Here is a 20,697-nt window from a genome sequence, read left to right as displayed (position 1 = left end):
TATCTATAAGAGGGGGTTTTCGTCCCACACAGGGTTAAGCTGCTGATATCATTGCGAATCAGCAGGCCCTCCGGGCCCACCAAAGATCTAAGTCTTTGATTTCAATTATGTTGGTTAGGCCTTTTGGTGGACGTGCACGCTGGAGGAGCGATCGCCGCTTGTTGCTCAACAGGGCTCTAGTTCGTCGATGGCCTCCCGCTCCTCGTCCCCTTGTCACCATCGAAGTCAGGTCGTCGCTGTGGAGGTCCTCGAGAGCCTACGAGAGGAACAGTGGGGGTTCAGCTGCACCCCGCCGCCAGGGCCACTGACGGGTTGCGACGACTGATCGCTTGGCCGGGAGAAAGGAACTTTCATTATTAGACTTTCAGCCCTATTATTTTGCAATCATTTGGGTGAAGTTTCAAAACGGCAGGCGCTTTTGGATAACCAGAACAGACACGATATCACAGACGCCGTTGCCAACTCCAAGCCAGCCTTGATGGAGCGGCAGTCATCGGTACGCAGGACGATGGAGATCGTCCTCGACACGTGGAACTTCTTGATACTCCGAGAAGCCTACTTCGGTGTCCGGAGGTTCGACAAGTTTCAGCAGCGCCTTGGCATCCCTCGGCAGACCTTATCATCAAGACTGGCCTCACTGCTAGCAAATGAAATCCTAGCGTTAGGCAAGCGTCCGAAAGAGCCGGGGCAACAGTACTTTCTTACTGAACGTGGAAAGGACCTGTTCCCGACGATGCTCTCTTTGATGGAATTCGGAGACAAGTGGCTCGCCGGCGGTAACGAACCGCCACTGCAACTGCTTCACAAGAGCTGCGGATGCAGCTGTCGGCCGGTGACTGTGTGCAACGAATGTCTCGAACCGTTCACGGCACGGGAGGTTGCGCCGCGTGATGGTCCGGGAGCCGGTTACACATCCGTTGAAGCGAGGCCAACATCCAGGAGAAGTTCGGACCCCGCATTGCTGGAAAGAGTAAGGCCTTGCTCTGTTGCACGGACCTTGGCGATCATCGGGGATCGCTGGAGTTTCCTTATTCTTCGCGAGGGTTGGAACGGCGTCCGCCGATACGAGGAAATGCGCGAGAACCTTGGAATCGCGACCAACATCCTCTCCGATCGGCTTGCACGGCTCGTTCAGGCAGGCGTGTTTCGCAAGACTCCATATGGTAGTGGAGACCGTTTCGAGTATCGCTTCACGGAAATGGGACTCGATCTCTATAAGCCGATGCTGGTCATGATGGCCTGGGGCGACCGCTGGTTGGCAAACGGCAAGCCCCCGATGCGCCTTCGGCACAAGAAGTGCAGCAATGATTTCTCTGCCGTCGTTGTCTGCTCCGAATGCAAGAAGCCCATCTCGGCGAAGGACACCGACTACCTGCTCAGTTACTCGTTCAACCTTTGAGGCGAGGCCGGCGCGTTCGCTTCGAGTGCTACGTCGGCGTCTGGATCGGCTGACCTGCTAGTGCCTTGTCGCGCAGCAACTGGAATATCCGCTCGGGGGTAATGGGCAGGGTCTCGACTGAGACGCCAAGATGGGCCAAGGCATCAGATACCGCGTTGGCAATAGCTGCTGGAGCCCCAATTGTTCCTCCTTCACCCATTCCCCGGAAGCCGCCAACGTTGTTTGGCAAGTCGGCCTCTATGTGTACGATGCTGATGTTTGGTACGGTGCCTGCGACAGGCACAAGATAATCTGCAAGGCTGGCAGCCACTGCTTGTCCATTGTCGTCGTGAATGATCTCCTCGAGCAGCGCGGCACCGATGCCTTGCGCTACAGCCCCATGTACTTGCCCGTCCACGATCATGGGATTTATGATCTTGCCGCAGTCCTCTGCCACGACATAGCGGCGTATTTCAACACCGTAGGTCTCCGGATCGATCTCCACCATCGCCAGATGGGTGGATGAGCAAGCCGTCCCCAGGTAAGGATCGTAGGTTTCCGATGCGGTGAGGTCTTCGCGTTGCTCGCGTGGGATGCGCCCCATTTGAGTATACACAGCTGAGGCGACTTCCTTGAGCGTCATCGTTAGATTGGACTGGCGGCTCGCAATGATACCGTCGCGGATATCCAGATCATCGACGTTCTGCTCCATGAGAAAGGCCGCTGCCCGTAACACCTTGCCTTTAACAACCCGTGCGGCGAGCGTGGCCGCGCCACCTCCTAGCACTGCCGAGCGACTGGCGTAGGTGCCGCTAGACATTGGTACGAGTGCGCTGTCACCGTGTCTTACCTGGATGTCCTCCAGCTTGCAGCCAAGCTCGTCGACGATCACCTGTGCAAGGGTCGTCTCCAGGCCTTGGCCATGTGACGAAATCCCGAAAGACGCTGTAATCGCGCCGGTTGCGTCTATCTCGATCTTTGAAGTTTCTGTCCCGGTGTTGATGGGCATGCCAGGCGCGACCGATATGCGTGAGCCTATACCCGTCAATTCCGCATAGCTTGCCAGTCCGATGCCCACCCACCGACCTTCCCTGCGTGCCGCGTCTCTCTGGCGAACCAGAGCCGCGTAATCGGCTTTCTCGCAAGCGCCTTCCAAACACTCTTGGAAGGCGGACTTGTCCCAGATGATCCCCGAAGCCGTCCGGTAAGGGAATTCTTCCGCCCGCACCAAGTTCTTTCGCCGGAACTCGACCGGGTCCATGTTCAACTCGCGCGCCGCCATTTCGACGAGCCGTTCCATGGCAAAGGTGGAGGAGGGACGGCCAACTCCCCTATACGGACCCGTGGGCGGCTTGGGAGTGAGGACACCCCTGATCCGGCCCCTGTAGTGTTCCATCCGGTATGGACCCGGGAGGAAGCTGACGACCTGTACGGTTTCCAGTGCGGCGGTCCACGGATATATGGAGTACGCACCGACGTCGCCGATCACGTCTGCTTTGAGCCCGATAAGCATTCCATTGCTTGTGACAGCCAATTCCGCCTCGATCAGTTCGTCGAAGGCTTGGCTTGTGGCTGATAGGTCCTCCAGACGATCGCTGATGAACTTCACTGGACGTTTCAGCTTTCGCGCCAGGACGCAGACTAGCATCTCTTCGGGGTACAACGACCCTTTAGCGCCAAAGCTGCCCCCGACGTCGGGTGCGACAACCCGCAATCGTGTTCCGGGCAAATCCAGGCAACTTGATAGTACGTCGCGTATGATACCCGGGCTGCCCGACGATGTGTGGAGGGTCAGCGACTGCTTTCTGCCGTCCCATTCGGCCAAGTAGGAACGGTTCTCCATCGCGACTGCCGTCTTGCGGGTCATCCTGAAGCGACCCTTCACTATAACGGCAGCCTCCTCGAAGGCGGCATCAACATCGCCTCGCTTGAACTCGCGGCGAATTATGGTGTTCGTCCCGGCCTCTTCGTGGAGTAACGGCGCATCGTCCTTGACTGCGTCAACCTGCCGGATGGCGAAAGGCAACGGATCGTACTGGATGTTTATGTGCTCAAGGGCATCCTCGGCGGCGTAGCGGCTCTCAGCGACCACCGCAACAACGGGTTCGCCAACATATCGTACTTTTCCTCGCGCTAGGGGCCAATTGGGAGTGGCGTAGTAGCCGGGCAAGCGGGATGTCGGGATCGCCGGCTTGATCTCGCCTTCGATGTCACTGATGTCATAGATGGCTACGACTCCGGGAACCGAGAACGCTTCGCCGACATCGATTTTCAGTATCCGAGCATGCGGCTGGTCGGAACGCCTAAGTGCCACATGCAAGGTTCCGGCGGGAGACATGTCGTCAACGTATTGCCCCATGCCGGCAAGAAGGCGAGGGTCCTCAGTGCGTTTGACGCGGGTCCCGACCATTTTTGGTCGGAGTTCGGCAGGATGTTGGTGATCGGTCATTCGTAGAATTCCGATCCTTTCCGAAGGCCCTTCCACTGAGCGTCATCGTGTCCTGAGATGACGGTATCGCCGCTGTCGCGCATGGATTTCAGACGCTTGAGGGCCGATGCTGCGAGCTCCATATCCCATGTATTCTTGGGCGCAATGCCGCTATTGATATTCTCCTGCAGAGGGGCCGCATCAGACGCGAGTACGAAAGCGCCGTCACGGCCCAGCTCTATTCTAGCAACGCTCATCCCCGGAGTGTGCCCCGGCATCGGGATGATCACGATCCTGCCGTCGTCAAAGAGATCATGCTCGTTGGCGAATGTCTGAAACCCCTGCGGCTGATCCCATTCGCGGGGAAGATAGCCCGCGCTAACGGCACCTTCGGCCTGTGCCGCTTGAAGCTCGGCCTCATGACAGATGATGGTGGCTTTGGCAAAGTAGGCGTTACATCCGCAGTGGTCAGGATGGAGGTGCGAACAGATGACAACGTCAACATCATCTGATGTCAGACCCACGTGGTTAAGCTGATGAATGACGGTTTGATCCGGCACGAACGCCGGCGTCATGACTTTGCTCAATCCTCCCCAACGCGCTTGGGGATCGATAGCGGCTTCGGGATTGCAGCCGCTATCGAAGAGTACGTTTCCTTGCGGGTGGCGTATCAGAGTGGCGTGCACAGGAAGCTCGATCGACTCTTCCTTTGGCGCTCCTGTGACATAGATCGACCGTCGCATGCGCAGCCGCCCACCTTCGAGGAAGTGCATTTTCATGTGAGAGGTCCTCTTTCCCGTGCCAGTTCGCGAACAGCGTTGACTATGTTCTCATATCCCGTGCAGCGGCAGATGTTGCCCGAGAGGGCTTCCCGTATTTGCTCGTCCGACTCGAGCGGGTGATGCCGGAGAAGGTCCGTGACTGCCATGATGAAACCTGGCGTGCAGAAGCCGCACTGAAGCCCATGATGCTGACGGAAGGCTTCTTGGACCCTGCCCAGGCGGTCGATCTCCCCCTGACCTTCGATGGTTTCGATCTCCGAGCCATCGACTTGGACCGCAAGAGTCAGACACGAGCGCACGCTTCGACCGTCCAGAAGTACGGTGCAGGCACCGCACACTCCATGTTCGCAGCCGACATGCGTTCCGGTAAGAGTCAGTTCTTGACGCAGGAAATCGCTAAGAAGCATCCGCGGTTCGACGGTGCGGGTGTAGGACATCCCGTTGACGCCCACAGTGATCGTTTTCTCAACCATTGGTCGCCTCTTTTCTACCGCCCGCTCTAACCCAGGCGGAGCGGAGCGCTCTCTTCGCGAGAACGCCGGACAAATGCCTGCGATAGTCAGCGGAGGCGTGGATATCGGTATTCGGCGTCAAGATGTCGTTGAGCTTTTCAGCGACCGCTTGGAGCACTGCTTGAGACAACTCCGTCTCCTCGAGAATCTCTTCGATTTCAGGAAGACGCAGAGGTACTTCGCCGACGCCCATCATCCCGATACGGACATCTCGGGCACGTCCGTTATCCATCCGGAGTGTGGCGGCAAAGGCGGCCAATGCAAAGTCACCGTGACGCTTGGCGAATTCCTCAAAGCCCCAACCGGCTTCATCGGGCATCACGTCGATCTCCACTGCGAGCACCATTTCATCCGGCTCGAGACTGTTGACCAAAGAACCCACGAAAAAGTCGGCCGCTGGGATACGTCGCTCGCCCCGTATCGACAAGGCGATGATTGTTCCGTCCAAGAACCGTGTCACCATCGGCATTTCGGCTGCTGGGTCGGCATGGGCGACGCTGCCGCAGAAGGTGCCTCGGTTGCGGACCGTGACATGTGCGACATGTTGCATGGCATCATGGACCACCGGCAGATGCTTGGCGATCAATGGATCAGAGGCTGTCTGATGATGGCGGACGGTCGCACCAATCCTTACCCGCTTCCCAACTAGCTCTATCCGGTTAAGGCCTGCGATCCGATTCACGTCGATGAGGATCGACGGCTTTACAAGGCGAAAGTTGATCATGGGCATGAGGCTTTGGCCGCCGGCAATGATCTTGCCGTCGCCGTTCGATTCCGCAAGCAGCCGCGCTGCTTCCTCGACCGTGTTGGGGACTGCATAATCGAACTGCGCCGGCTTCATCGTGCCACTTATCCCATCGTACCGGAGACTTGCCACCGATAGCCCTGTTATCAAGGCATTTCGGCTGCCATCTCTTCGAGATGATCCAAAAATCACTTGCATTATTAGACTTAACGAACGAATGTCAAGTGACCAGTGTGCGGCTCGGTATCAGTCGCAAAGGGACATAGGTGAGGAGAGAATCAATGGAAATGACGGGCCAGCAGATGATCCCGGCAACAAAGGAAGAGGTCTGGGCCGCGCTCAACGATCCTGAGGTGTTGAAACTCTGTATTCCAGGTTGCCAGGAACTGGTGAAAACTTCGGATACCGAGATGTCCGCGGTGGCCGTCATGAGGGTTGGTCCAGTCAAGGCAAGGTTTCAGGGAAATGTAACGCTGTCCGACCTCGACCCACCTCACGGGTACAAGATAAGCGGAGAAGGACAGGGCGGTGTCGCCGGCTTCGCGAAGGGCGACGCAACCGTGAAGTTGGAGGCCGTGGATGATGGAACCATGCTGCACTACAGCGTCGCCGCGCAGATCGGGGGCAAGCTTTCCCAGTTGGGCGGAAGGCTTATCGATGTTACCGCCAAACAGATGGCGGGGCATTTCTTCGCCAAGTTCTCTGAGGAAATTCAAGCCCGCAAGGCTTTGCCGGCCTCAGGCAGCCAGAAGCAGGACGGCTCTATTCAACTTACAGCGCAACATGGTGGCGCGACGGAGCCTGCGAATCCCGCGGCACCCGCCGCGCCTTCTGCCGGCCCATCTGGCGGAAGCCTGATTGCGGATACTCGTGGGGCAGCATCCTTGCCCGTGCTATCCCTTATAGTCTTTGTGTCAATGCTGGCGGCGTTGGCGGTTTACAGCCTGATCTCCCCGGCCTTAACGTCCGAAAGCGGCGTCCTGGACGGGGTATCTCCAGATTTGACGACTGTAGCGCTCTTGGCGATGGCCGCGGCAATCGGTTACTTGTTCGGCGCAAGGTCGAGATAGTCTGCGGTTGGACGAAAAAAGGCCGGATTGATCCGGCCTCCATGCTTGCATAACAAGACTTATCTACGCCTGACGTCGCTGGAGGAAGTGCTTCAATTCTCCAAAGACACCACGTCTAAACATCATGACGCAGACGATGAAGAAAAGGCCGATTATGAACGTGATCGGCAGGCCACTCGTTGCGAGGAAGTGTTCTAGTCCGACAACGACGGTTGCTCCGACGATTGGTCCGATAAGGGTCCCCATGCCACCGAGAAGCGTCATCAAGATGACTTCACCCGACATGTGCCAAGTCACGTCTACGAGCGAAGCCAGTTGAAAGGCTATCGCTTTCATTGAGCCCGCGAAGCCCGAAAGCGCAGCCGAAAGGGTAAAGGCGATCAGTTTGTAGCGCTCTGGCTTCAAACCCAACGAGGTTACTCGCGTCTCATTCTCTCGGATTGCTGAAAGGGTGTGACCGAAAGGCGAGTTGACGGTGCGCCAGATGATCACCAGGCCGAGGGCTGTGCCGCCGAGTACGGTATAGTACATCGCAGTGATGTTTTCGAGGTCGACGATTCCCAATAGGTAGCCCCGGGGCACGCTCTGAATGCCATCCTCACCGCCGGTGAAGGGCATCTGGACTGCGAGAAAGTAGATCATCTGCGCAAGGGCCAGCGTGATCATCGCAAAATAGATGCCGTGCCGACGGATCGCGATCGCTCCAAAAATGAAGCCGACTATCGTCGCAAATGCCGTGCCAGCGAGAATCGCGAGTTCAAAGGGCAGGTTCCAGACCTTCGCCGCATGGGCCGCGATGTATGCGCCCCCTCCGAAAAAGGCTGCGTGGCCGAAAGAAAGCAGGCCGGCGTAACCGAGCACAAGATTGAATGCGGCAGCGAAAAGCACGAAGCATAGGATCTTGATCAGGTACAGCGGATACGTGAGCAGAGGTGCGAGCAGCAGAATCGACGCGACCAATATCAGCAGGATGAGACCAATAGACCGCGCCAGGTTGGACTTCGGCAGAGAGGGGGAAAGGGCTGTCATATTCATATTACGCCTCCCGAGCGAAAAGGCCGGCCGGCCGAATGAGGATGACCAGCACCATCACCACGAACACCGCAATTGAAGATGCGGCAGGGTAGAATGTCTTGGTCAGACCTTCGATCACGCCCAACGCTAGCGCAGTGACGATCGCACCTCCGATGGACCCCATGCCGCCGATCACGACAACGGCGAATACGACAATGATGATACTTGAACCCATCCCGGGGCTCACTTGATAAAGCGGTGCCGCAAGAGCTCCAGCGAAGCCAGCGAGGCCGACACAGAAGGCGTAGGTCAATGTGAGCATCAGGGGAACATTGATGCCGAACGCCTGAACAAGGGACGGATTTTCTGTCGCAGCTCTGAGATAACCTCCAAGCTTCGTCCGTTCGATGACCAGCCACGTAATCAAGCAGATCGCCAGCGACACCACGATCACCCACGCCCGATACATTGGCAGAAACATGAAGCCGAGGTTGAGGCCGCCGCTCAGTAGAGTAGGGACTGGATAGGGCTTGCCGGCCGATCCGAATACGTGCCGGAAGAGGCCTTCTAACATGAGAGCGACGCCGAACGTCAGGAGCAGGCTGTAAAGGTGGTCCATGCGGTAGAGACGCTTCAAGAGCAACCTCTCCACGCCAATCCCCGCCAGCCCGACAACTAGGGGGGTCGCGATCAAGGTCCACCAGTATCCCAGGCCAAGTCTTGAGAGCAGGTACCAGGCGACAAACCCGCCAAGCATATAGAAGGCACCATGGGCAAAGTTGATTACGTTGAGCATCCCGAAGATGATCGCTAGACCAAGGCTCAGCAGCGCGTAGAATGAACCGTTGATCAGGCCGAGCAGCAATTGGCCCAAGAGGACGGGTATAGGCACCCCGAGGAAATCTGTCATTGGATTTCTACCTGTTGAAGTGTGTGTGCCACGGTCAGACCCCGAGGTACCGGTTGAGACGGTCCATGTTGGCGTCGAGTTCGCTGTTGGGGATTTCGTCGACAACCTTCCCTTGATCCAGCACAAAGTGACGGTCCGCGATGGAGGCTGCGAAGCGCAGGTTTTGTTCGACGAGGATGATGGTGATGCCTCGCTCCTTGAGTATGCGCAAGGCGGCCCCGATCTCCTCGATGATGACCGGAGCTATGCCCTCTGTCGGTTCGTCGAGAAGGATGATGTCCGCTCCAGTTCGCAACACTCTGCCTATCGCCAGCATCTGCTGTTCGCCGCCGGAGAGGCGCGTTCCGGGGGTCGCGCCACGTTCCCGGAGGTTTGGAAAGAGCTCGTAAATCTCGTCGATGCTCATCCCTCCTGTTTTCCACGCGGGTGGAAACAGCAGGTTCTCCAGTACGTTCAGTTTCGAGAATATGCCGCGCTCTTCCGGGACATACCCGATGCCGTGGCGGGCTACCTTGTGAGGTGGAACCTTCAGGAGGTCGACATTCCCCAATAACCCGCTGCCGGAGCGTTTTCCGACGATACCGATCAGGGTCCGTAAAGTCGTAGTCTTGCCCGCCCCGTTCCTGCCAATGAGCGTGACAACCTCGCCCCTCCTTACATTGAAATTCACTCCGTGCAGGACGTGGCTTTCGCCATACCAGGCTTCCAGGTCCTTTACATCGAGAAGTGCGGGTTCAGACATGGGACGCTCCCATATAGGCTTGTCGAACTTCGCTGTTGGCGGATACTTCGGCGTAGGAGCCTTCGGCGATCACTTCGCCACGACGGAGTACCGTGATCGTATCGGACAGGTCTGCCACAACCCCGAGATTGTGTTCTACCATCAGCACGGTTCTGCCTTTCCCAACCCGCCGTATGAGCTCAGCGGTTCTGCCGATATCTTCGGTGCCCATGCCTGCCATCGGTTCGTCGAGCAACAAAACCTCGGGCTCCAGCGCAAGTGTGGTCGCCAACTCCAGTGCGCGCTTGCGCCCGTAGGAAAGTTCGCTTGCCAATGCTCCTGCCTTGTCCGAAAGACCCACACTCTCGAGAAGCGCGCTCGCTTCGTCATCAAAGCGTCTGAGGCACGTATTGGATTTCCAGAACGAGAAAGTCTCGTGCTCGCGGGCCTGAAGGGCAACACGGACGTTCTCGTGTGCGCTTAGATGCGGAAACACTGACGAAATCTGGAAAGAGCGAACCAGTCCCAGCCTTGCGATGTCCGCAGGTGCCATGCCGGTAATGTCACGCCCCTTGAAAAATATGTGTCCGGAACTGGGGGAAAGGAACTTCGTAAGCAAATTAAAGAGCGTGCTCTTGCCCGCTCCATTTGGGCCGATAAGGGCGTGGATAGTTCCCGGACTGATTTGGATGTCGACGTTGTTGACGGCAACGAAGCCGCCAAACGAGCGCGTTAACCTGCGCGCTTCAATGATGGGTGCGTTTTCCGGCACGCGTCCTCCTACCGGCTCGAACTCTCCTCCAGCGCACCGATGAATGCTGCGCGCCCTCCCTTTCGAGAGGAGTTCAAGAAATCACACAAAGTCTAATAATGCAAGCTTGCAGAGTTTGGTTATTTCTGCTTTCTTTGCGACACAGTAGCTGTTGCGGCGCAATAAGATCGTTGGTCTCACCGGATCAAGGTACGATAGCGCAAGTGTCTATTGGCGTTGTGGAGGAGCCTCGACGCCGTAACTGGGAGGAGAAAGCCATGAGAAATCTGAGAGTCTTGTTGTCCTGCGCGGCGGCGTTTGCATCGGTAGGTATGCCCTTGCAGGCGCAGGAGTCGGGGCCGGTTAAGATCGGTGTTCTCACCGATATCAGCGGTCAATTCTCGCATGAGAGCGGGGAGGGGGCAGTCGCCGCCGTCAAGATGGCCGTCGAAGATTTCGGCGGAAAGGTTCTTGGCCGTCCTCTGGAGGTGGTTGTCGCGGATCATCAGAACAAGCCAGAGGTCGCCGTTTCCACGGCTCGAGAGTGGTACGAGTCGCAAGGCGTCACCATGATCAACAACCTGATCAACTCGGGAATTGCGCTTGCGGTGACGCAGGTGGCGAAGGACGAGGACAAGATCGCCATCGTGAATGGCTCCGGTTCGTCGCGCCTGACCAACGACAGCTGCACGCCGAACTCAATCCACTATTCCTATGATACCTACGCGCTCGCGAATGGTACTGCGAATGAGCTGATTCGCGAGGGCAAGAAGGACTGGTACTTTCTGACCGCCGACTACGCGTTCGGACATGCATTGGAAGCGGACGCAAGCCAGATCGTAAAGGCTAACGGTGGCACCGTCTCAGGCTCGGTTCGGTATCCGATCGAGACCTCTGACCATAGCGCGTTTATGTTGCAGGCCCAGGCTTCGCCTGCGGAGGTCGTCGCATTGGCGGGTTCCGGCACGACCTTCGTCAATGCCGTCAAGTCCGCTTCTGAATTCGGTCTCGCAGCGTCTGGCAAGACGGTCGCAGGTCTGCTGGTGTGGGCCACCGACGTCCATGCGCTGGGACTGGAGACGGCTCAGGGGATGATCCTCACCAACGCATTCTACTGGGACCGTGATGACGAGACGCGCGCTTTCGCCAAGAAGTTTCAGGAGCGGGTCGGTCGCCCCCCTCACATGGGAGACGCCGGGGATTATTCGTCCACGATGCACTACCTGAAATCCGTCGAGGCGGCAGGTACGACTGACACGACGGAGGTCATGGCGAAGATGAAAGAGACGCCAATCAATGACTTCTTTGCGACGGGCGGCAAAATTCGCGAAGACGGGCGAATGGTCCACGACATGTATGTGTATCAAGTCAAGACGCCCGAGGAGTCCAGTGGCGAGTGGGACCTGCTGAAGCTCGTCACAACGATCCCAGGAGACGAGGCATTCCGCCCCCTCTCCGAGAGCGAATGCCCCCTCGTCAAGAAGTGAGCCGACCAATGCCCGGCGGCGACGCCGGGCACCCTTGAGCTGCCCCATCAACTGGCGACGGGCCAGGAGCAAAGACGGACCACATGAGCGATCTTCTGCTTGAACGATCAGACGGCGTAGCTGTCGTAACCCTGAACAGACCGAAGCAACGCAACGCCGTCACCTACGACATGTGGCGCGGGCTGGCAGAGCTTTTTCAAGACCTCGATACCGACCAAGGCGTTCGTTCGATCATCCTCACGGGGGCCGGCACGGATTTCTCTGCCGGCGCGGACATCAGCGAATTCGACGCAATCAGAGGCAGCGCTGACGAGAGCAAACGTTACGAAGTCGCCGTGGATGCAGCTGGAGACGCGATCTTCAGCGTTTCCAAGCCCACTATCGCGGCCATCCGTGGCTATTGCCTTGGCGGGGCTGCGCACCTCGCAATGTCCTGCGACTTCCGAGTAGCGGAGCACAGCGCAGTGTTCGGCATTCCCGCGGCCCGGCTCTCGATCGTCTACGGGGTTTCCGCAACCCGGAAGCTGCTTTCGCTCGTCGGAGTGACGGAGGCAAAACGCATCCTCTATACCGCCCAACGTTTCGGAGCCGAAGACGCCCTCGGGAATGGCTTTGTCGACCAGTTGACGGATGACGCTTTACAGGCGGCCAAGGAACAAGCGGGTTCCATGGCCTCGAGCGCTCCCCTGACGATCCGGGGAGCGAAATACATTCTGAACGGATGCGTCAGAGGCAATTTCGACCGGGCCGAAGCGGACCGGCTGATCGACGCAGCGAGCGGGAGCCAGGACTACGCTGAGGGGCGAAGAGCCTTCAGCGAGAAGCGCCCCCCACGGTTTCTCGGTCGATAAAGAATTCAAGTGGCTGAACACGTTCGCGACGCTGGCAGCACGTTCCAACAGGAGACATGGAATGCAAACCAATCTGAATGGCAAGGTAGCGCTTGTAACGGGCGGAGGCCGCGATGTCGGCGGTGATATAGCCCGTTCACTGGCCGCAGAGGGCGCTGTCGTAGCCGTCAACTACAGCCGCTCGAAAGCCGAGGCCGACAGTGTTGTCGAGTCCATCGTCGCCAATGGCGGTAGGGCAAAAGCCTATCAGGCTGACATCAGCGTCAATGACCAGGTTAAGGCCATGATTGCTGCTGTTAAGGAAGACTTCGGCACGATCGATGTTCTGGTCAACAACGCTGGCTACGTAAAGTACCAGAGATTCATCGAATCGACTCCCGAGGAGTGGAGGAAGCAGATCGATGTCTGCCTCTACGGTGCGATCAACTGCTGTCACGCGGTGGCACCGCTGATGATTAGCCAAAACGCCGGCCGGATCATCAATCTTGTTGGCGATAGCTCCCGAATAGGAGAGGCAAACCTCGCAATCGCAGCTGCCGCCCGCGGTGGAACCATCGCGCTTGGAAAATCCCTGGCGCGCGAGTTCGGTAGAAACAGTATCACCGTCAACACGGTGTCCCTCGGCCTTGTCGAGACCTCCCATTCTGACCCCGAGTTCCTGGAGAAGAACCGCGAGAAGATCGTGAAGGCGTATCCGCTTCGCCGCATCGGCAAGCCCGACGATATCGCTCCGACGGTCACATTCCTCGCATCCGAAGCCTCGTCGTGGATCACGGGTCAAGTGATCAGCGTCAACGGTGGTTTCAGCATGGTGTGAGCGAGTAGGGGAGGAGCTTGCGATGATACACTTCGATCTCATAGCGCCCGTTGGCGATATTCTCCGCCGCAACGCGCGGATGCGTCCGGAGAAGATGGCCTTTGAAGATAAGCATCGGGCCATTTCATACAACCGGCTTGACGAGGAGACGCGGGCGCTCGCCTCCCATCTAAGGGCGGCTGGCCTGAAAAAGGGGGAGGCTGTCGCGGTCTTCCTTCCCAACTCGGTCAATTGGGTGGTCGCAGCCCTGGCGGTCGTCAGGGCAGGAGGCGTCTCCGTACCAGTGGCCATCGAATCCACCGACGCGGAACTGGCGTATCGGCTCGCCGATGCGGAGTGCTCAATTCTTGTCAGTGTTCCGGAAAAGAGGACGCTGGTTGATGCACTGCAGCCGCGCCTGGAAAGATCAGTGAAGGTCATAGAAGCGAGCGACACAGCCGGCTTCGAAGCTCTGGGACCGAACCCGGGCGTCGTGGAAGACGACCCCGATGTCGATCGGGCAGCATATATCGTCTACACATCTGGGACGACGGGGCAGCCCAAGGGTGTACTGTTGTCCACCCGTTCGATGCTATGGGTGACATCGGCCTGTTGGGCACCGATAGCGGGCTTGCACGAACATGATGTCGTCCTCAACACGCTGCCGCTATACCACTCCTACGCTCTGAATATCGCCGTCCTGTCCATCATTGCGACCGGTGCGAGTGAGTACATCATGGAGAAGTTCTCGACGACAGAGGCAACGAGACTGCTTCGAACCGGACGCTTCACCTTCATGCCGGGGGTCCCGACGGTCTTCCATTACTTCCTCTCTGCCTGCCAGGCGAACGGCGAAAAACTACTGTCATCAGTGCGGCTATGCGTTTCCGCAGGCGCGATTTTGCCCGGGACATTGAACAGCGACTTCGAGGCGTTCTTCGGGGTGCCGTTGCTCGACGGGTACGGCATCACCGAGACGTCGACCATGGTGACGATGAACTGGCCTGGCCGTTGGCGCGTCCCCGGTTCCTGTGGGTTGCCCCTTCCTGGGCTGACTGTGCGTCTGGTCGATCCGAAGACGGGGCTCGATGTTCCTCCAGGGACGGAAGGAGAGCTCATCTGCAAAGGCCCTAACCTGATGCAGGGCTATCACAACAAGCCTCTCGAGACCCAGAAGGCGGTAATCGAGGGGTGGTATCACACCGGAGACCTGGCAAAGTCAGACGCGAATGGCTTCCTTACGATTACGGGCCGGTTGAAGGAATTGATAATCCGCGGAGGACAGAACATCGCTCCAGCGGAAGTGGAGGAGGCTATACTGCTCAACTCGGCCATCATGGATTGTGCTGTAATTGGCATGCCACACACACTGCTGGGCGAAGTGCCGGTTGCTTGTGTCGTTCTGAAAGAGGGCGTGCCCTTCGATCAGGATGCTCTACTCAAGCACTGCAGGGACCGTCTTTCGACCTACAAGGTCCCTGACCGGGTTTACGTGGTCGGTCAAATTCCCCGCACTGGCTCCGGAAAGATTCTGCGTGTGAAGCTCCGCGAGAGCATCCCCGCCGCATAGACGAGACCGCATAGGAGAAGTGCATGAATCCGTTTGTTTTCAGTACAACGGCGCAGATCGTATTCCGGCCGGGGGCGGCAGCTGCGCTCGGCGAACTGACCGGGCAAAGGCTCGGCCGCCGAGTGCTTTTTGTGACAGACCCGGGGTTGCTGAAGCTCGGCCTCTGCGAACCTGCGCTCGCCTCCCTGGCCGCATCCGGGATTGAAACGACGATTTTCGACGGAGTCGAAGCCGATCCGTCGATCGGTACGGTCATGTCCGCCGCAGCAGCCGCAACGGCAGGAGATGTCTCGGGGGTCATTGGCTTTGGCGGTGGATCATCGCTTGATGTAGCCAAGGTAGTCGCCTTGCTATGTGGTTCCGGCGAACCGATTGAGGAGGCATGGGGCGTAGGAAACGCGAAGGGACCTCGCCTTCCTTTGGTGCTGGTGCCCACGACGGCCGGCACGGGGTCAGAGGTGACCCCGGTTTCGATCATTACCGTCGGAGGCGACGAGAAGCGTGGTGTCTCATCGCCGCTAATCCTACCCGATGTAGCAGTCCTTGATCCCGATCTAACTCTGGGCCTCCCACCCGGAATAACTGCTGCGACGGGAATCGACGCTATGGTCCATGCGATAGAGGCATATGCGTCAACGAACGCAAATAATAATCCCCTGTCGAAGATGCTTGCACGGCAAGCTTTGCTGCTTCTTGGCGCAAATATCGAGAAGGCGGTATTCGAGGGGCAGGATCGCAAGGCACGCGGCGCGATGCTTTTTGGCTCGATGCTGGCTGGCCAAGCTTTCGCGAACTCGCCTGTGGCGGCAGTACACGCCTTGGCATATCCGATCGGGGGGCGATTCCATGTGCCGCACGGTCTTTCGAACGCGCTCGTGCTCCCGCATGTCCTCCGATTCAATGCGCCTGCCGCCAGCTCTGTATACGCTGAGATCGCCGGTGACGTCTTTCCAGAGATGATCTCGGAAGAAGGAGAGCAGGGAAGATGTGCTGCTTTCATCGAGGGCCTCGCTGAGTTGTCGGTGAAACTCGGGTTACAGTCCAGGCTCCGCGACGTCGGAATCGGCCAAGCCGACCTGCCAGCAATGGCTCGGGACGCCATGAAACAGACACGGCTGCTCGTGAACAATCCACGGGAGGTTACCGAGGCTGACGCCCTCGCAATTTACAAGGCGGCGTGGTGATGGGAGAACGAGTAAAACCCGGAGATCGCTCTGCTTACAAGGTGTTCCGCACTATCGATCTAAGATGGTCGGACAACGACATCTACGGGCACATGAACAACGTCGTACACTACAGCATGTTCGACACGGCGGTGAACGCCTTCCTGATCGAGAATGGAGCGCTTGATATCCGGGGTGGCTCCGAGGTATTCCTGGTGGTTGAGACGGGGTGTCGCTATCACGCGGAGATGGCTTTTCCGGATCGCGTTACCGCGGGAATACGCGTCGCCAAACTCGGAAACTCATCCGTACGATATGAGATCGGGCTCTTCAGGAACGATGAAGACATCGCGTCGGCGGAGGGGTTCTTCGTTCATGTGAACGTCGATCGTTATTCGCGGCGACCGGTTCCGTTTGTCGGTAAGGCACGCGGAGTGCTCGAGCCCCTCCTGACGCAGCCCTAAGAAACTCCTGTAGAGGTAAAATTTCCATGGTCACTCTGAGACTGAAAGACCCATCGCTTCTGACTGACAAGTGCTTCGTCGCAGGTGAGTGGCGGGATGCGGACAATGGGGAAGTCCTGGAAGTCACCAATCCCGCCGATGGCACGGTTGTCGGGAGCGTTCCTCGAATGGGTGCCGGCGAAACGAGACGGGCCGTGGAAGAGGCTGGCAAAGCCCTTTCCGGCTGGAAAGCTCTTTCCGGCAAGCAACGGGCGGTGATCCTGCGAAGATGGTTCGACCTCCTGATGGAGAACCAGGATGATCTCGCTGCCATCATGACCGCAGAGCAGGGCAAGCCTCTTGCTGAGGCGAAGGGAGAAATAGCTTACGCGGCATCCTACATTGAGTGGTTTGGGGAAGAGGCAAAGCGCGTTTACGGCGACACCATACCGGCTCCAACTGCCGATAGACGTATCGTTGTCCTGAAGCAGCCGATCGGCGTCTGTGCGGCGATCACGCCGTGGAACTTCCCCGCTGCCATGATCACTCGCAAGGCAGGCCCGGCGCTTGCAGCGGGATGCACCATGGTGATCAAGCCTGCGAGCCAAACGCCGCTGTCGGCCCTGGCGCTATGCGTTTTGGCGGAGCGGGCAGGCGTTCCGAAAGGAGTATTATCCTGTATCACCGGGTCGGCTGCGGAGATCGGTGGCGAGCTTACGTTCAACCCGGTAGTCCGAAAGCTAAGCTTCACCGGCTCGACCGAAATCGGCAAGGTTCTGATGGCCCAGTGCGCAGCGACTGTTAAGCGCACATCCATGGAACTCGGAGGAAATGCTCCGTTCATCGTCTTTGATGACGCCGATCTGGAAGCCGCTGTTAAGGGGGCTGTCGCCTCCAAATACCGTAACGCCGGACAGACTTGCGTTTGCGCCAATCGCTTCCTCGTCCAAAACGGCATCTATGACAAGTTCGTGCAACGGCTGGCGGAAGTCGTCGGGGCAATGCCGGTCGGAAACGGCTTCGAGGCGGACACTCAGATTGGTCCCCTGATAGATCAGAAGGCGGTAGCGAAGGTTGAGGAGTTGGTTTCTGACGCTGTCCAGCGGGGTGGGCGGGTACTGGTAGGCGGCGAGAGACACGCCCTCGGGCATAGCTTCTATCAACCGACAGTTCTGGCTGACGTACCGCCCGGGTCTCAAATCTTCAACGAAGAAATCTTCGGGCCGGTCGCGTCTATCTTCCGCTTCGAGACAGAGAGCGACGCGATCAAACTTGCCAACGACACGCAGTTCGGGTTGGCAGCGTATTTCTACGGTCGTGACGTTTCCCGGATATGGCGGGTGGCGGAAGCGCTTGAGTACGGCATCGTCGGCATCAACGAAGGAATCATCTCTACTGAAGTCGCACCATTCGGCGGCGTGAAGGAAAGCGGGAACGGTCGCGAGGGTTCGAAATACGGAATGGATGACTATCTGGAGATAAAGTACTTGTGCATGGGTATCTGAGGATGTCAGCTGCTGGTTCTTGCTGAAGCGGTAGCTATTAGGGTCGCAAGGGCTCTGATGGTCGAAACCCTGCGATTCTCAAGGCGTCCCGACATCATGAAAAAGATCGTGAACCCTGCCGAGCAAACGGTCGACGGCCTTCGAAACGCAACCGGGCGCATCAGCGAAATCCACGTCTCAGATTGCCGCGATTACTTAGAAGCCGCCGATACGGTGCACCAGCGTCGCATTCCGCTATTCTCGTGCTGGCGTTGCCCCCCAAGTTCTATCCAGAGTTCGTTATCGGCGGTGGTCTTACATGATAGGGAACCGCAGTAACGTCCGCTCCTGCGGTTCGAAACTCAAGTGCGGATGGGTAGCTCTGTGCCCTGTCCAACCCGAGAACGGATCCTTTTCGAATGGCGGGTTTTGAGTCGCGAGCGAAACAGGCTGAAAGCTGAGATTGCGTCGGAAGCTGTCGTTATGATCAGCCCGCCCCAACGGCAGCTAGTTGATCCGCGACGCCCAGAAGCCGCCGATCCGCTTAGGGCCCCAAATCAAGTCGATGATCCCGCTGCCATGCTCGACGACGCTGCAGACACGCTGATGTGGAAACCGAACTTCACAGCGGCGGCCAACGAGGACCCCAAGGGTTACACCGACGATCAAGGACGGTGTCGTTGCAATTGAGCGTCTCGAGAGGCGAACTAGCGTTGTAGAGCTCTGGGTGCATTTGGGGCTACAGACGCTCCGCCCATTGGGATACAGGGGCCAGGTCCGCCGATGCGGGAGGTGACGCAGAAAGCAAAAGCAGTCGCAGGGAAGAAGTACGTCCGCTTAGCGCCCCCATTCCGGTCGTTTCTCTCATTTTTCCGCTTACCTCTTAGCTGCCGCGTTAAGCAACGAGAAGGCAAGACCAAGCTTGCCCCGGAAAGCGATAGCAATTATGCAACCTATCGCTACTGCCTGTCGACGCCTGATTGACCACCGCCCTCACAAGCTATTGTGCCAATAGGTCGATGATGAACCGCATGCAGACTGTCATGAGAAAGAATCCAAACAGCAGTTCGAGTTGACGCTTCTTGAGCGCGTGAGCCGCTCGAACACCAAGACGAGTGGTGAGGAGCGTGGTGGGCAGGAGCAGCAGGAATCCGAGAACCGACACATACCCCATTGCATCGGCCGGTAAACCCTCTTTGTTCCAGCCCGCGTAGATGTAGCCCAAGGTGGCAGGTATCGAAATGAGAACCCCGACGCCTGCTGAGGTGGCGACTGATCGATGAATGGGCGTGCGGAACAGTGAAAGGATCAGGTTGGAGATCGCGCCTCCCCCAATGCCCATCAGGGAAGAAAGGAGGCCGATGATCAAACCGAATACGCTCATGAGACCGCGACCGGGCAGTTTCTCCGAGACGCTCCAGGCTGAGCCTCGGATCATGCGCACAGAAACTACCCCTGCTACTGCAACGAAAGCTACCTTGAAGACCCAAGGATCAGCGTGACGTGCAGTCAATGCGCCGATGCTGACACCTGCAAGGATAGGAAGTGCCCATATCCGAAGGACACGGGCGTCCATCGCGCCACGCAAATAGTGGCCTCGCGCGGATTGCAGGGAAGTAGGGACGATAAGGGCCAGCGATGTTCCCACTGCCAGCGGCATGCGTGCGCTGTCATCAAGTCCTATCACACCGAACACTTCGTAAAGCACCGGCACGGACACTGCGCCGCCGCCGACGCCGAAGAGGCCGGCAAGGAATCCGACCGCGGCGCCCGCAAGTACCAGGAGCCCGCCAATCACCACGAGTGTTTCTGTATCCAAGAGCATGATGCTGAGCCGCTCCAAAGGCGACCTAAGCGCCGGACATGGTTTCTTCGTAGATGGTCAACGTCAAGCGGTATTGGTTCTGAAGCGCCGCTACCGCTCTATCGATGTCACCGGCCAACGCGGCATCTACGATGGCTTGATGCTCCTCTCCGCTACGGCGGCGGGGATAACTGTTGGCCATCGAGATGAAGCGATAGCGCTCGCCAAGTAGCATGAGTTCGCCGGCAAAGCGCAGGAGGTGCCTTGAGCCACAGTTGGCGATCAGGGCGCGGTGAAAGATGCGATGACGCTCTTCCCAGAGACTGTTGTCCGGTACCGGCATGCCAGGTTCGGTATGCTCATAGTAGTGGATTGGCGTGTTCTGGAGGCGATGGGTCGCTATGATCACAGCGTCCTCCCAGGCCTCAGTACGGTTGCGGATTGATTCCGCAAGCGCCTTGCCCTCTACCCAGCAGCGGGTGTTGACGATGTCACGGAAATCCTCGAGCGAGATCGGCGGCACGAAGAAACCGCGCAGGTCTTCCCGATCTACCAATCTTTCTGAGGAAAGACGGTTGAGCGCCTCGCGCACCGGGTTAGTGCCGGCGGAATAGCGCTCGGCGATCTGGTCGATGAGAAGCTTGTGGCCGGGCTCTAGCACGCCGCGCACGATGTCTCGCTTCAGGGCGTGGTACACGGCCGTCGCCGCAGTTTCCTTCTCGACTCGCCGCGGCGCGTTGCGGCGAGGTGAACTTTGCTGGATTGTCATCACGCACCGATTACTGTCA

Annotated in this window: 19 protein-coding genes; 9 read left to right on the top strand and 10 right to left on the bottom strand. The window is 58.1% G+C overall.

Annotated features, from left to right (window positions below; all coding sequences use genetic code 11):
- The first annotated feature begins 508 nt into the window (after positions 1-508).
- The gene (locus LXM96_RS00195) at positions 509-1,399 is read left to right on the top strand and encodes a winged helix-turn-helix transcriptional regulator (protein ID WP_239996213.1); all 891 of its coding nucleotides are present in this window, start codon (positions 509-511) and stop codon (positions 1,397-1,399) included.
- A gap of 28 nt (positions 1,400-1,427) precedes the next feature.
- Here the strand turns inward: LXM96_RS00195 and LXM96_RS00190 are convergent, their stop codons facing one another.
- Genes LXM96_RS00190 through LXM96_RS00175 form a run of 4 tightly spaced genes read right to left on the bottom strand, consistent with a single transcriptional unit; the run spans position 1,428 to position 5,941 of the window.
- On the bottom strand, positions 1,428-3,827 hold the full coding sequence (locus tag LXM96_RS00190; protein WP_239996212.1) for a xanthine dehydrogenase family protein molybdopterin-binding subunit: 2,400 nt from the start codon (positions 3,825-3,827) through the stop codon (positions 1,428-1,430).
- Positions 3,824-4,585 carry an N-acyl homoserine lactonase family protein gene (locus LXM96_RS00185; RefSeq protein WP_239996211.1) on the bottom strand — a complete coding sequence of 254 codons (762 nt, stop codon included), beginning with the start codon at positions 4,583-4,585 and terminating at the stop codon, positions 3,824-3,826. Before LXM96_RS00185 ends, LXM96_RS00190 begins: the two co-directional genes overlap by 4 nt.
- On the bottom strand, positions 4,582-5,061 hold the full coding sequence (locus tag LXM96_RS00180; protein WP_239996210.1) for a (2Fe-2S)-binding protein: 480 nt from the start codon (positions 5,059-5,061) through the stop codon (positions 4,582-4,584). The genes LXM96_RS00185 and LXM96_RS00180 overlap by 4 nt, the downstream gene beginning before the upstream one ends.
- Positions 5,054-5,941 carry an FAD binding domain-containing protein gene (locus tag LXM96_RS00175; RefSeq protein WP_239996209.1) on the bottom strand — a complete coding sequence of 296 codons (888 nt, stop codon included), beginning with the start codon at positions 5,939-5,941 and terminating at the stop codon, positions 5,054-5,056. Before LXM96_RS00175 ends, LXM96_RS00180 begins: the two co-directional genes overlap by 8 nt.
- Positions 5,942-6,126: 185 nt before the next feature.
- Between LXM96_RS00175 and LXM96_RS00170 the strand changes: the two genes are divergently transcribed.
- Entirely contained in the window at positions 6,127-6,915 is a 789-nt protein-coding gene (locus tag LXM96_RS00170) for an SRPBCC family protein (protein ID WP_239996208.1), read from the top strand.
- 63 nt (positions 6,916-6,978) lie between these two features.
- Here the strand turns inward: LXM96_RS00170 and LXM96_RS00165 are convergent, their stop codons facing one another.
- The 4 genes from LXM96_RS00165 to LXM96_RS00150 are packed head-to-tail and all read right to left on the bottom strand — an operon-like array spanning position 6,979 to position 10,332.
- A complete protein-coding gene (locus tag LXM96_RS00165) occupies positions 6,979-7,944 on the bottom strand; it encodes a branched-chain amino acid ABC transporter permease (protein ID WP_394801877.1) in 966 nt (321 codons plus the stop codon).
- Between the two features lie 7 nt (positions 7,945-7,951).
- Positions 7,952-8,839 (bottom strand): branched-chain amino acid ABC transporter permease, encoded by an 888-nt coding sequence (locus LXM96_RS00160; RefSeq protein WP_239996206.1) that lies wholly within the window; start codon positions 8,837-8,839, stop codon positions 7,952-7,954.
- A 34-nt stretch (positions 8,840-8,873) separates the two neighbouring features.
- Complete coding sequence (locus LXM96_RS00155) at positions 8,874-9,581, bottom strand: ABC transporter ATP-binding protein (RefSeq protein WP_239996205.1); 708 nt, start codon at positions 9,579-9,581, stop codon at positions 8,874-8,876.
- Entirely contained in the window at positions 9,574-10,332 is a 759-nt protein-coding gene (locus LXM96_RS00150; protein WP_239996204.1) for an ABC transporter ATP-binding protein, read from the bottom strand. Before LXM96_RS00150 ends, LXM96_RS00155 begins: the two co-directional genes overlap by 8 nt.
- A gap of 257 nt (positions 10,333-10,589) precedes the next feature.
- Between LXM96_RS00150 and LXM96_RS00145 the strand changes: the two genes are divergently transcribed.
- From LXM96_RS00145 to LXM96_RS00115, 7 genes are all read left to right on the top strand, one after another.
- Positions 10,590-11,798 (top strand): ABC transporter substrate-binding protein, encoded by a 1,209-nt coding sequence (locus LXM96_RS00145; protein ID WP_239996203.1) that lies wholly within the window; start codon positions 10,590-10,592, stop codon positions 11,796-11,798.
- Positions 11,799-11,881: 83 nt separating this feature from the next.
- Positions 11,882-12,649 (top strand): enoyl-CoA hydratase-related protein, encoded by a 768-nt coding sequence (locus LXM96_RS00140; RefSeq protein WP_239996202.1) that lies wholly within the window; start codon positions 11,882-11,884, stop codon positions 12,647-12,649.
- Between the two features lie 61 nt (positions 12,650-12,710).
- Positions 12,711-13,466, top strand: coding sequence for an SDR family NAD(P)-dependent oxidoreductase (locus tag LXM96_RS00135; protein ID WP_239996201.1), 756 nt, complete (start codon positions 12,711-12,713; stop codon positions 13,464-13,466).
- A 22-nt stretch (positions 13,467-13,488) separates the two neighbouring features.
- Positions 13,489-15,015, top strand: coding sequence for a class I adenylate-forming enzyme family protein (locus tag LXM96_RS00130; RefSeq protein WP_239996200.1), 1,527 nt, complete (start codon positions 13,489-13,491; stop codon positions 15,013-15,015).
- A gap of 23 nt (positions 15,016-15,038) precedes the next feature.
- A complete protein-coding gene (locus LXM96_RS00125) occupies positions 15,039-16,199 on the top strand; it encodes an iron-containing alcohol dehydrogenase (protein WP_239996199.1) in 1,161 nt (386 codons plus the stop codon).
- Positions 16,199-16,642: an acyl-CoA thioesterase gene (locus tag LXM96_RS00120; RefSeq protein ID WP_239996198.1), complete on the top strand. Its 444-nt coding sequence runs from the start codon at positions 16,199-16,201 to the stop codon at positions 16,640-16,642. Before LXM96_RS00125 ends, LXM96_RS00120 begins: the two co-directional genes overlap by 1 nt.
- 26 nt (positions 16,643-16,668) lie before the next feature.
- Complete coding sequence (locus tag LXM96_RS00115) at positions 16,669-18,126, top strand: NAD-dependent succinate-semialdehyde dehydrogenase (protein ID WP_239996197.1); 1,458 nt, start codon at positions 16,669-16,671, stop codon at positions 18,124-18,126.
- 979 nt (positions 18,127-19,105) lie between these two features.
- On the opposite strand, the gene LXM96_RS00110 is transcribed toward LXM96_RS00115, so the two are convergent.
- Together LXM96_RS00110 and LXM96_RS00105 are read right to left on the bottom strand one after the other, a co-directional pair.
- Positions 19,106-19,930: a sulfite exporter TauE/SafE family protein gene (locus LXM96_RS00110; RefSeq protein ID WP_239996196.1), complete on the bottom strand. Its 825-nt coding sequence runs from the start codon at positions 19,928-19,930 to the stop codon at positions 19,106-19,108.
- Between the two features lie 25 nt (positions 19,931-19,955).
- Positions 19,956-20,678: a GntR family transcriptional regulator gene (locus LXM96_RS00105; RefSeq protein ID WP_239996195.1), complete on the bottom strand. Its 723-nt coding sequence runs from the start codon at positions 20,676-20,678 to the stop codon at positions 19,956-19,958.
- Between the last annotated feature and the right edge of the window lie 19 nt (positions 20,679-20,697).

Origin of the sequence: Rhizobium halophilum, from assembly GCF_021648825.1 — a bacterium.
Lineage (GTDB): Bacteria > Pseudomonadota > Alphaproteobacteria > Rhizobiales > Rhizobiaceae > Neorhizobium > Neorhizobium halophilum.
The sequence above is the reverse complement of the archived record's forward strand: the minus strand, read 5'-3'. Positions and strand labels throughout refer to the sequence as shown.

Excerpts from the sequence above, each read along its gene's own strand:
- LXM96_RS00195 (WP_239996213.1), top strand. The coding sequence starts at position 509 with ATGGAGATCGTCCTCGACACGTGGAACTTCTTGATACTCCGAGAAGCC.
- LXM96_RS00190 (WP_239996212.1), bottom strand. The coding sequence starts at position 3,827 with ATGACCGATCACCAACATCCTGCCGAACTCCGACCAAAAATGGTCGGG.
- LXM96_RS00185 (WP_239996211.1), bottom strand. The coding sequence starts at position 4,585 with ATGAAAATGCACTTCCTCGAAGGTGGGCGGCTGCGCATGCGACGGTCG.
- LXM96_RS00180 (WP_239996210.1), bottom strand. The coding sequence starts at position 5,061 with ATGGTTGAGAAAACGATCACTGTGGGCGTCAACGGGATGTCCTACACC.
- LXM96_RS00175 (WP_239996209.1), bottom strand. The coding sequence starts at position 5,941 with ATGAAGCCGGCGCAGTTCGATTATGCAGTCCCCAACACGGTCGAGGAA.
- LXM96_RS00170 (WP_239996208.1), top strand. The coding sequence starts at position 6,127 with ATGGAAATGACGGGCCAGCAGATGATCCCGGCAACAAAGGAAGAGGTC.
- LXM96_RS00165 (WP_394801877.1), bottom strand. The coding sequence starts at position 7,944 with ATGACAGCCCTTTCCCCCTCTCTGCCGAAGTCCAACCTGGCGCGGTCT.
- LXM96_RS00160 (WP_239996206.1), bottom strand. The coding sequence starts at position 8,839 with ATGACAGATTTCCTCGGGGTGCCTATACCCGTCCTCTTGGGCCAATTG.
- LXM96_RS00155 (WP_239996205.1), bottom strand. The coding sequence starts at position 9,581 with ATGTCTGAACCCGCACTTCTCGATGTAAAGGACCTGGAAGCCTGGTAT.
- LXM96_RS00145 (WP_239996203.1), top strand. The coding sequence starts at position 10,590 with ATGAGAAATCTGAGAGTCTTGTTGTCCTGCGCGGCGGCGTTTGCATCG.
- LXM96_RS00140 (WP_239996202.1), top strand. The coding sequence starts at position 11,882 with ATGAGCGATCTTCTGCTTGAACGATCAGACGGCGTAGCTGTCGTAACC.
- LXM96_RS00135 (WP_239996201.1), top strand. The coding sequence starts at position 12,711 with ATGCAAACCAATCTGAATGGCAAGGTAGCGCTTGTAACGGGCGGAGGC.
- LXM96_RS00130 (WP_239996200.1), top strand. The coding sequence starts at position 13,489 with ATGATACACTTCGATCTCATAGCGCCCGTTGGCGATATTCTCCGCCGC.
- LXM96_RS00125 (WP_239996199.1), top strand. The coding sequence starts at position 15,039 with ATGAATCCGTTTGTTTTCAGTACAACGGCGCAGATCGTATTCCGGCCG.
- LXM96_RS00120 (WP_239996198.1), top strand. The coding sequence starts at position 16,199 with ATGGGAGAACGAGTAAAACCCGGAGATCGCTCTGCTTACAAGGTGTTC.
- LXM96_RS00115 (WP_239996197.1), top strand. The coding sequence starts at position 16,669 with ATGGTCACTCTGAGACTGAAAGACCCATCGCTTCTGACTGACAAGTGC.
- LXM96_RS00110 (WP_239996196.1), bottom strand. The coding sequence starts at position 19,930 with ATGCTCTTGGATACAGAAACACTCGTGGTGATTGGCGGGCTCCTGGTA.
- LXM96_RS00105 (WP_239996195.1), bottom strand. The coding sequence starts at position 20,678 with ATGACAATCCAGCAAAGTTCACCTCGCCGCAACGCGCCGCGGCGAGTC.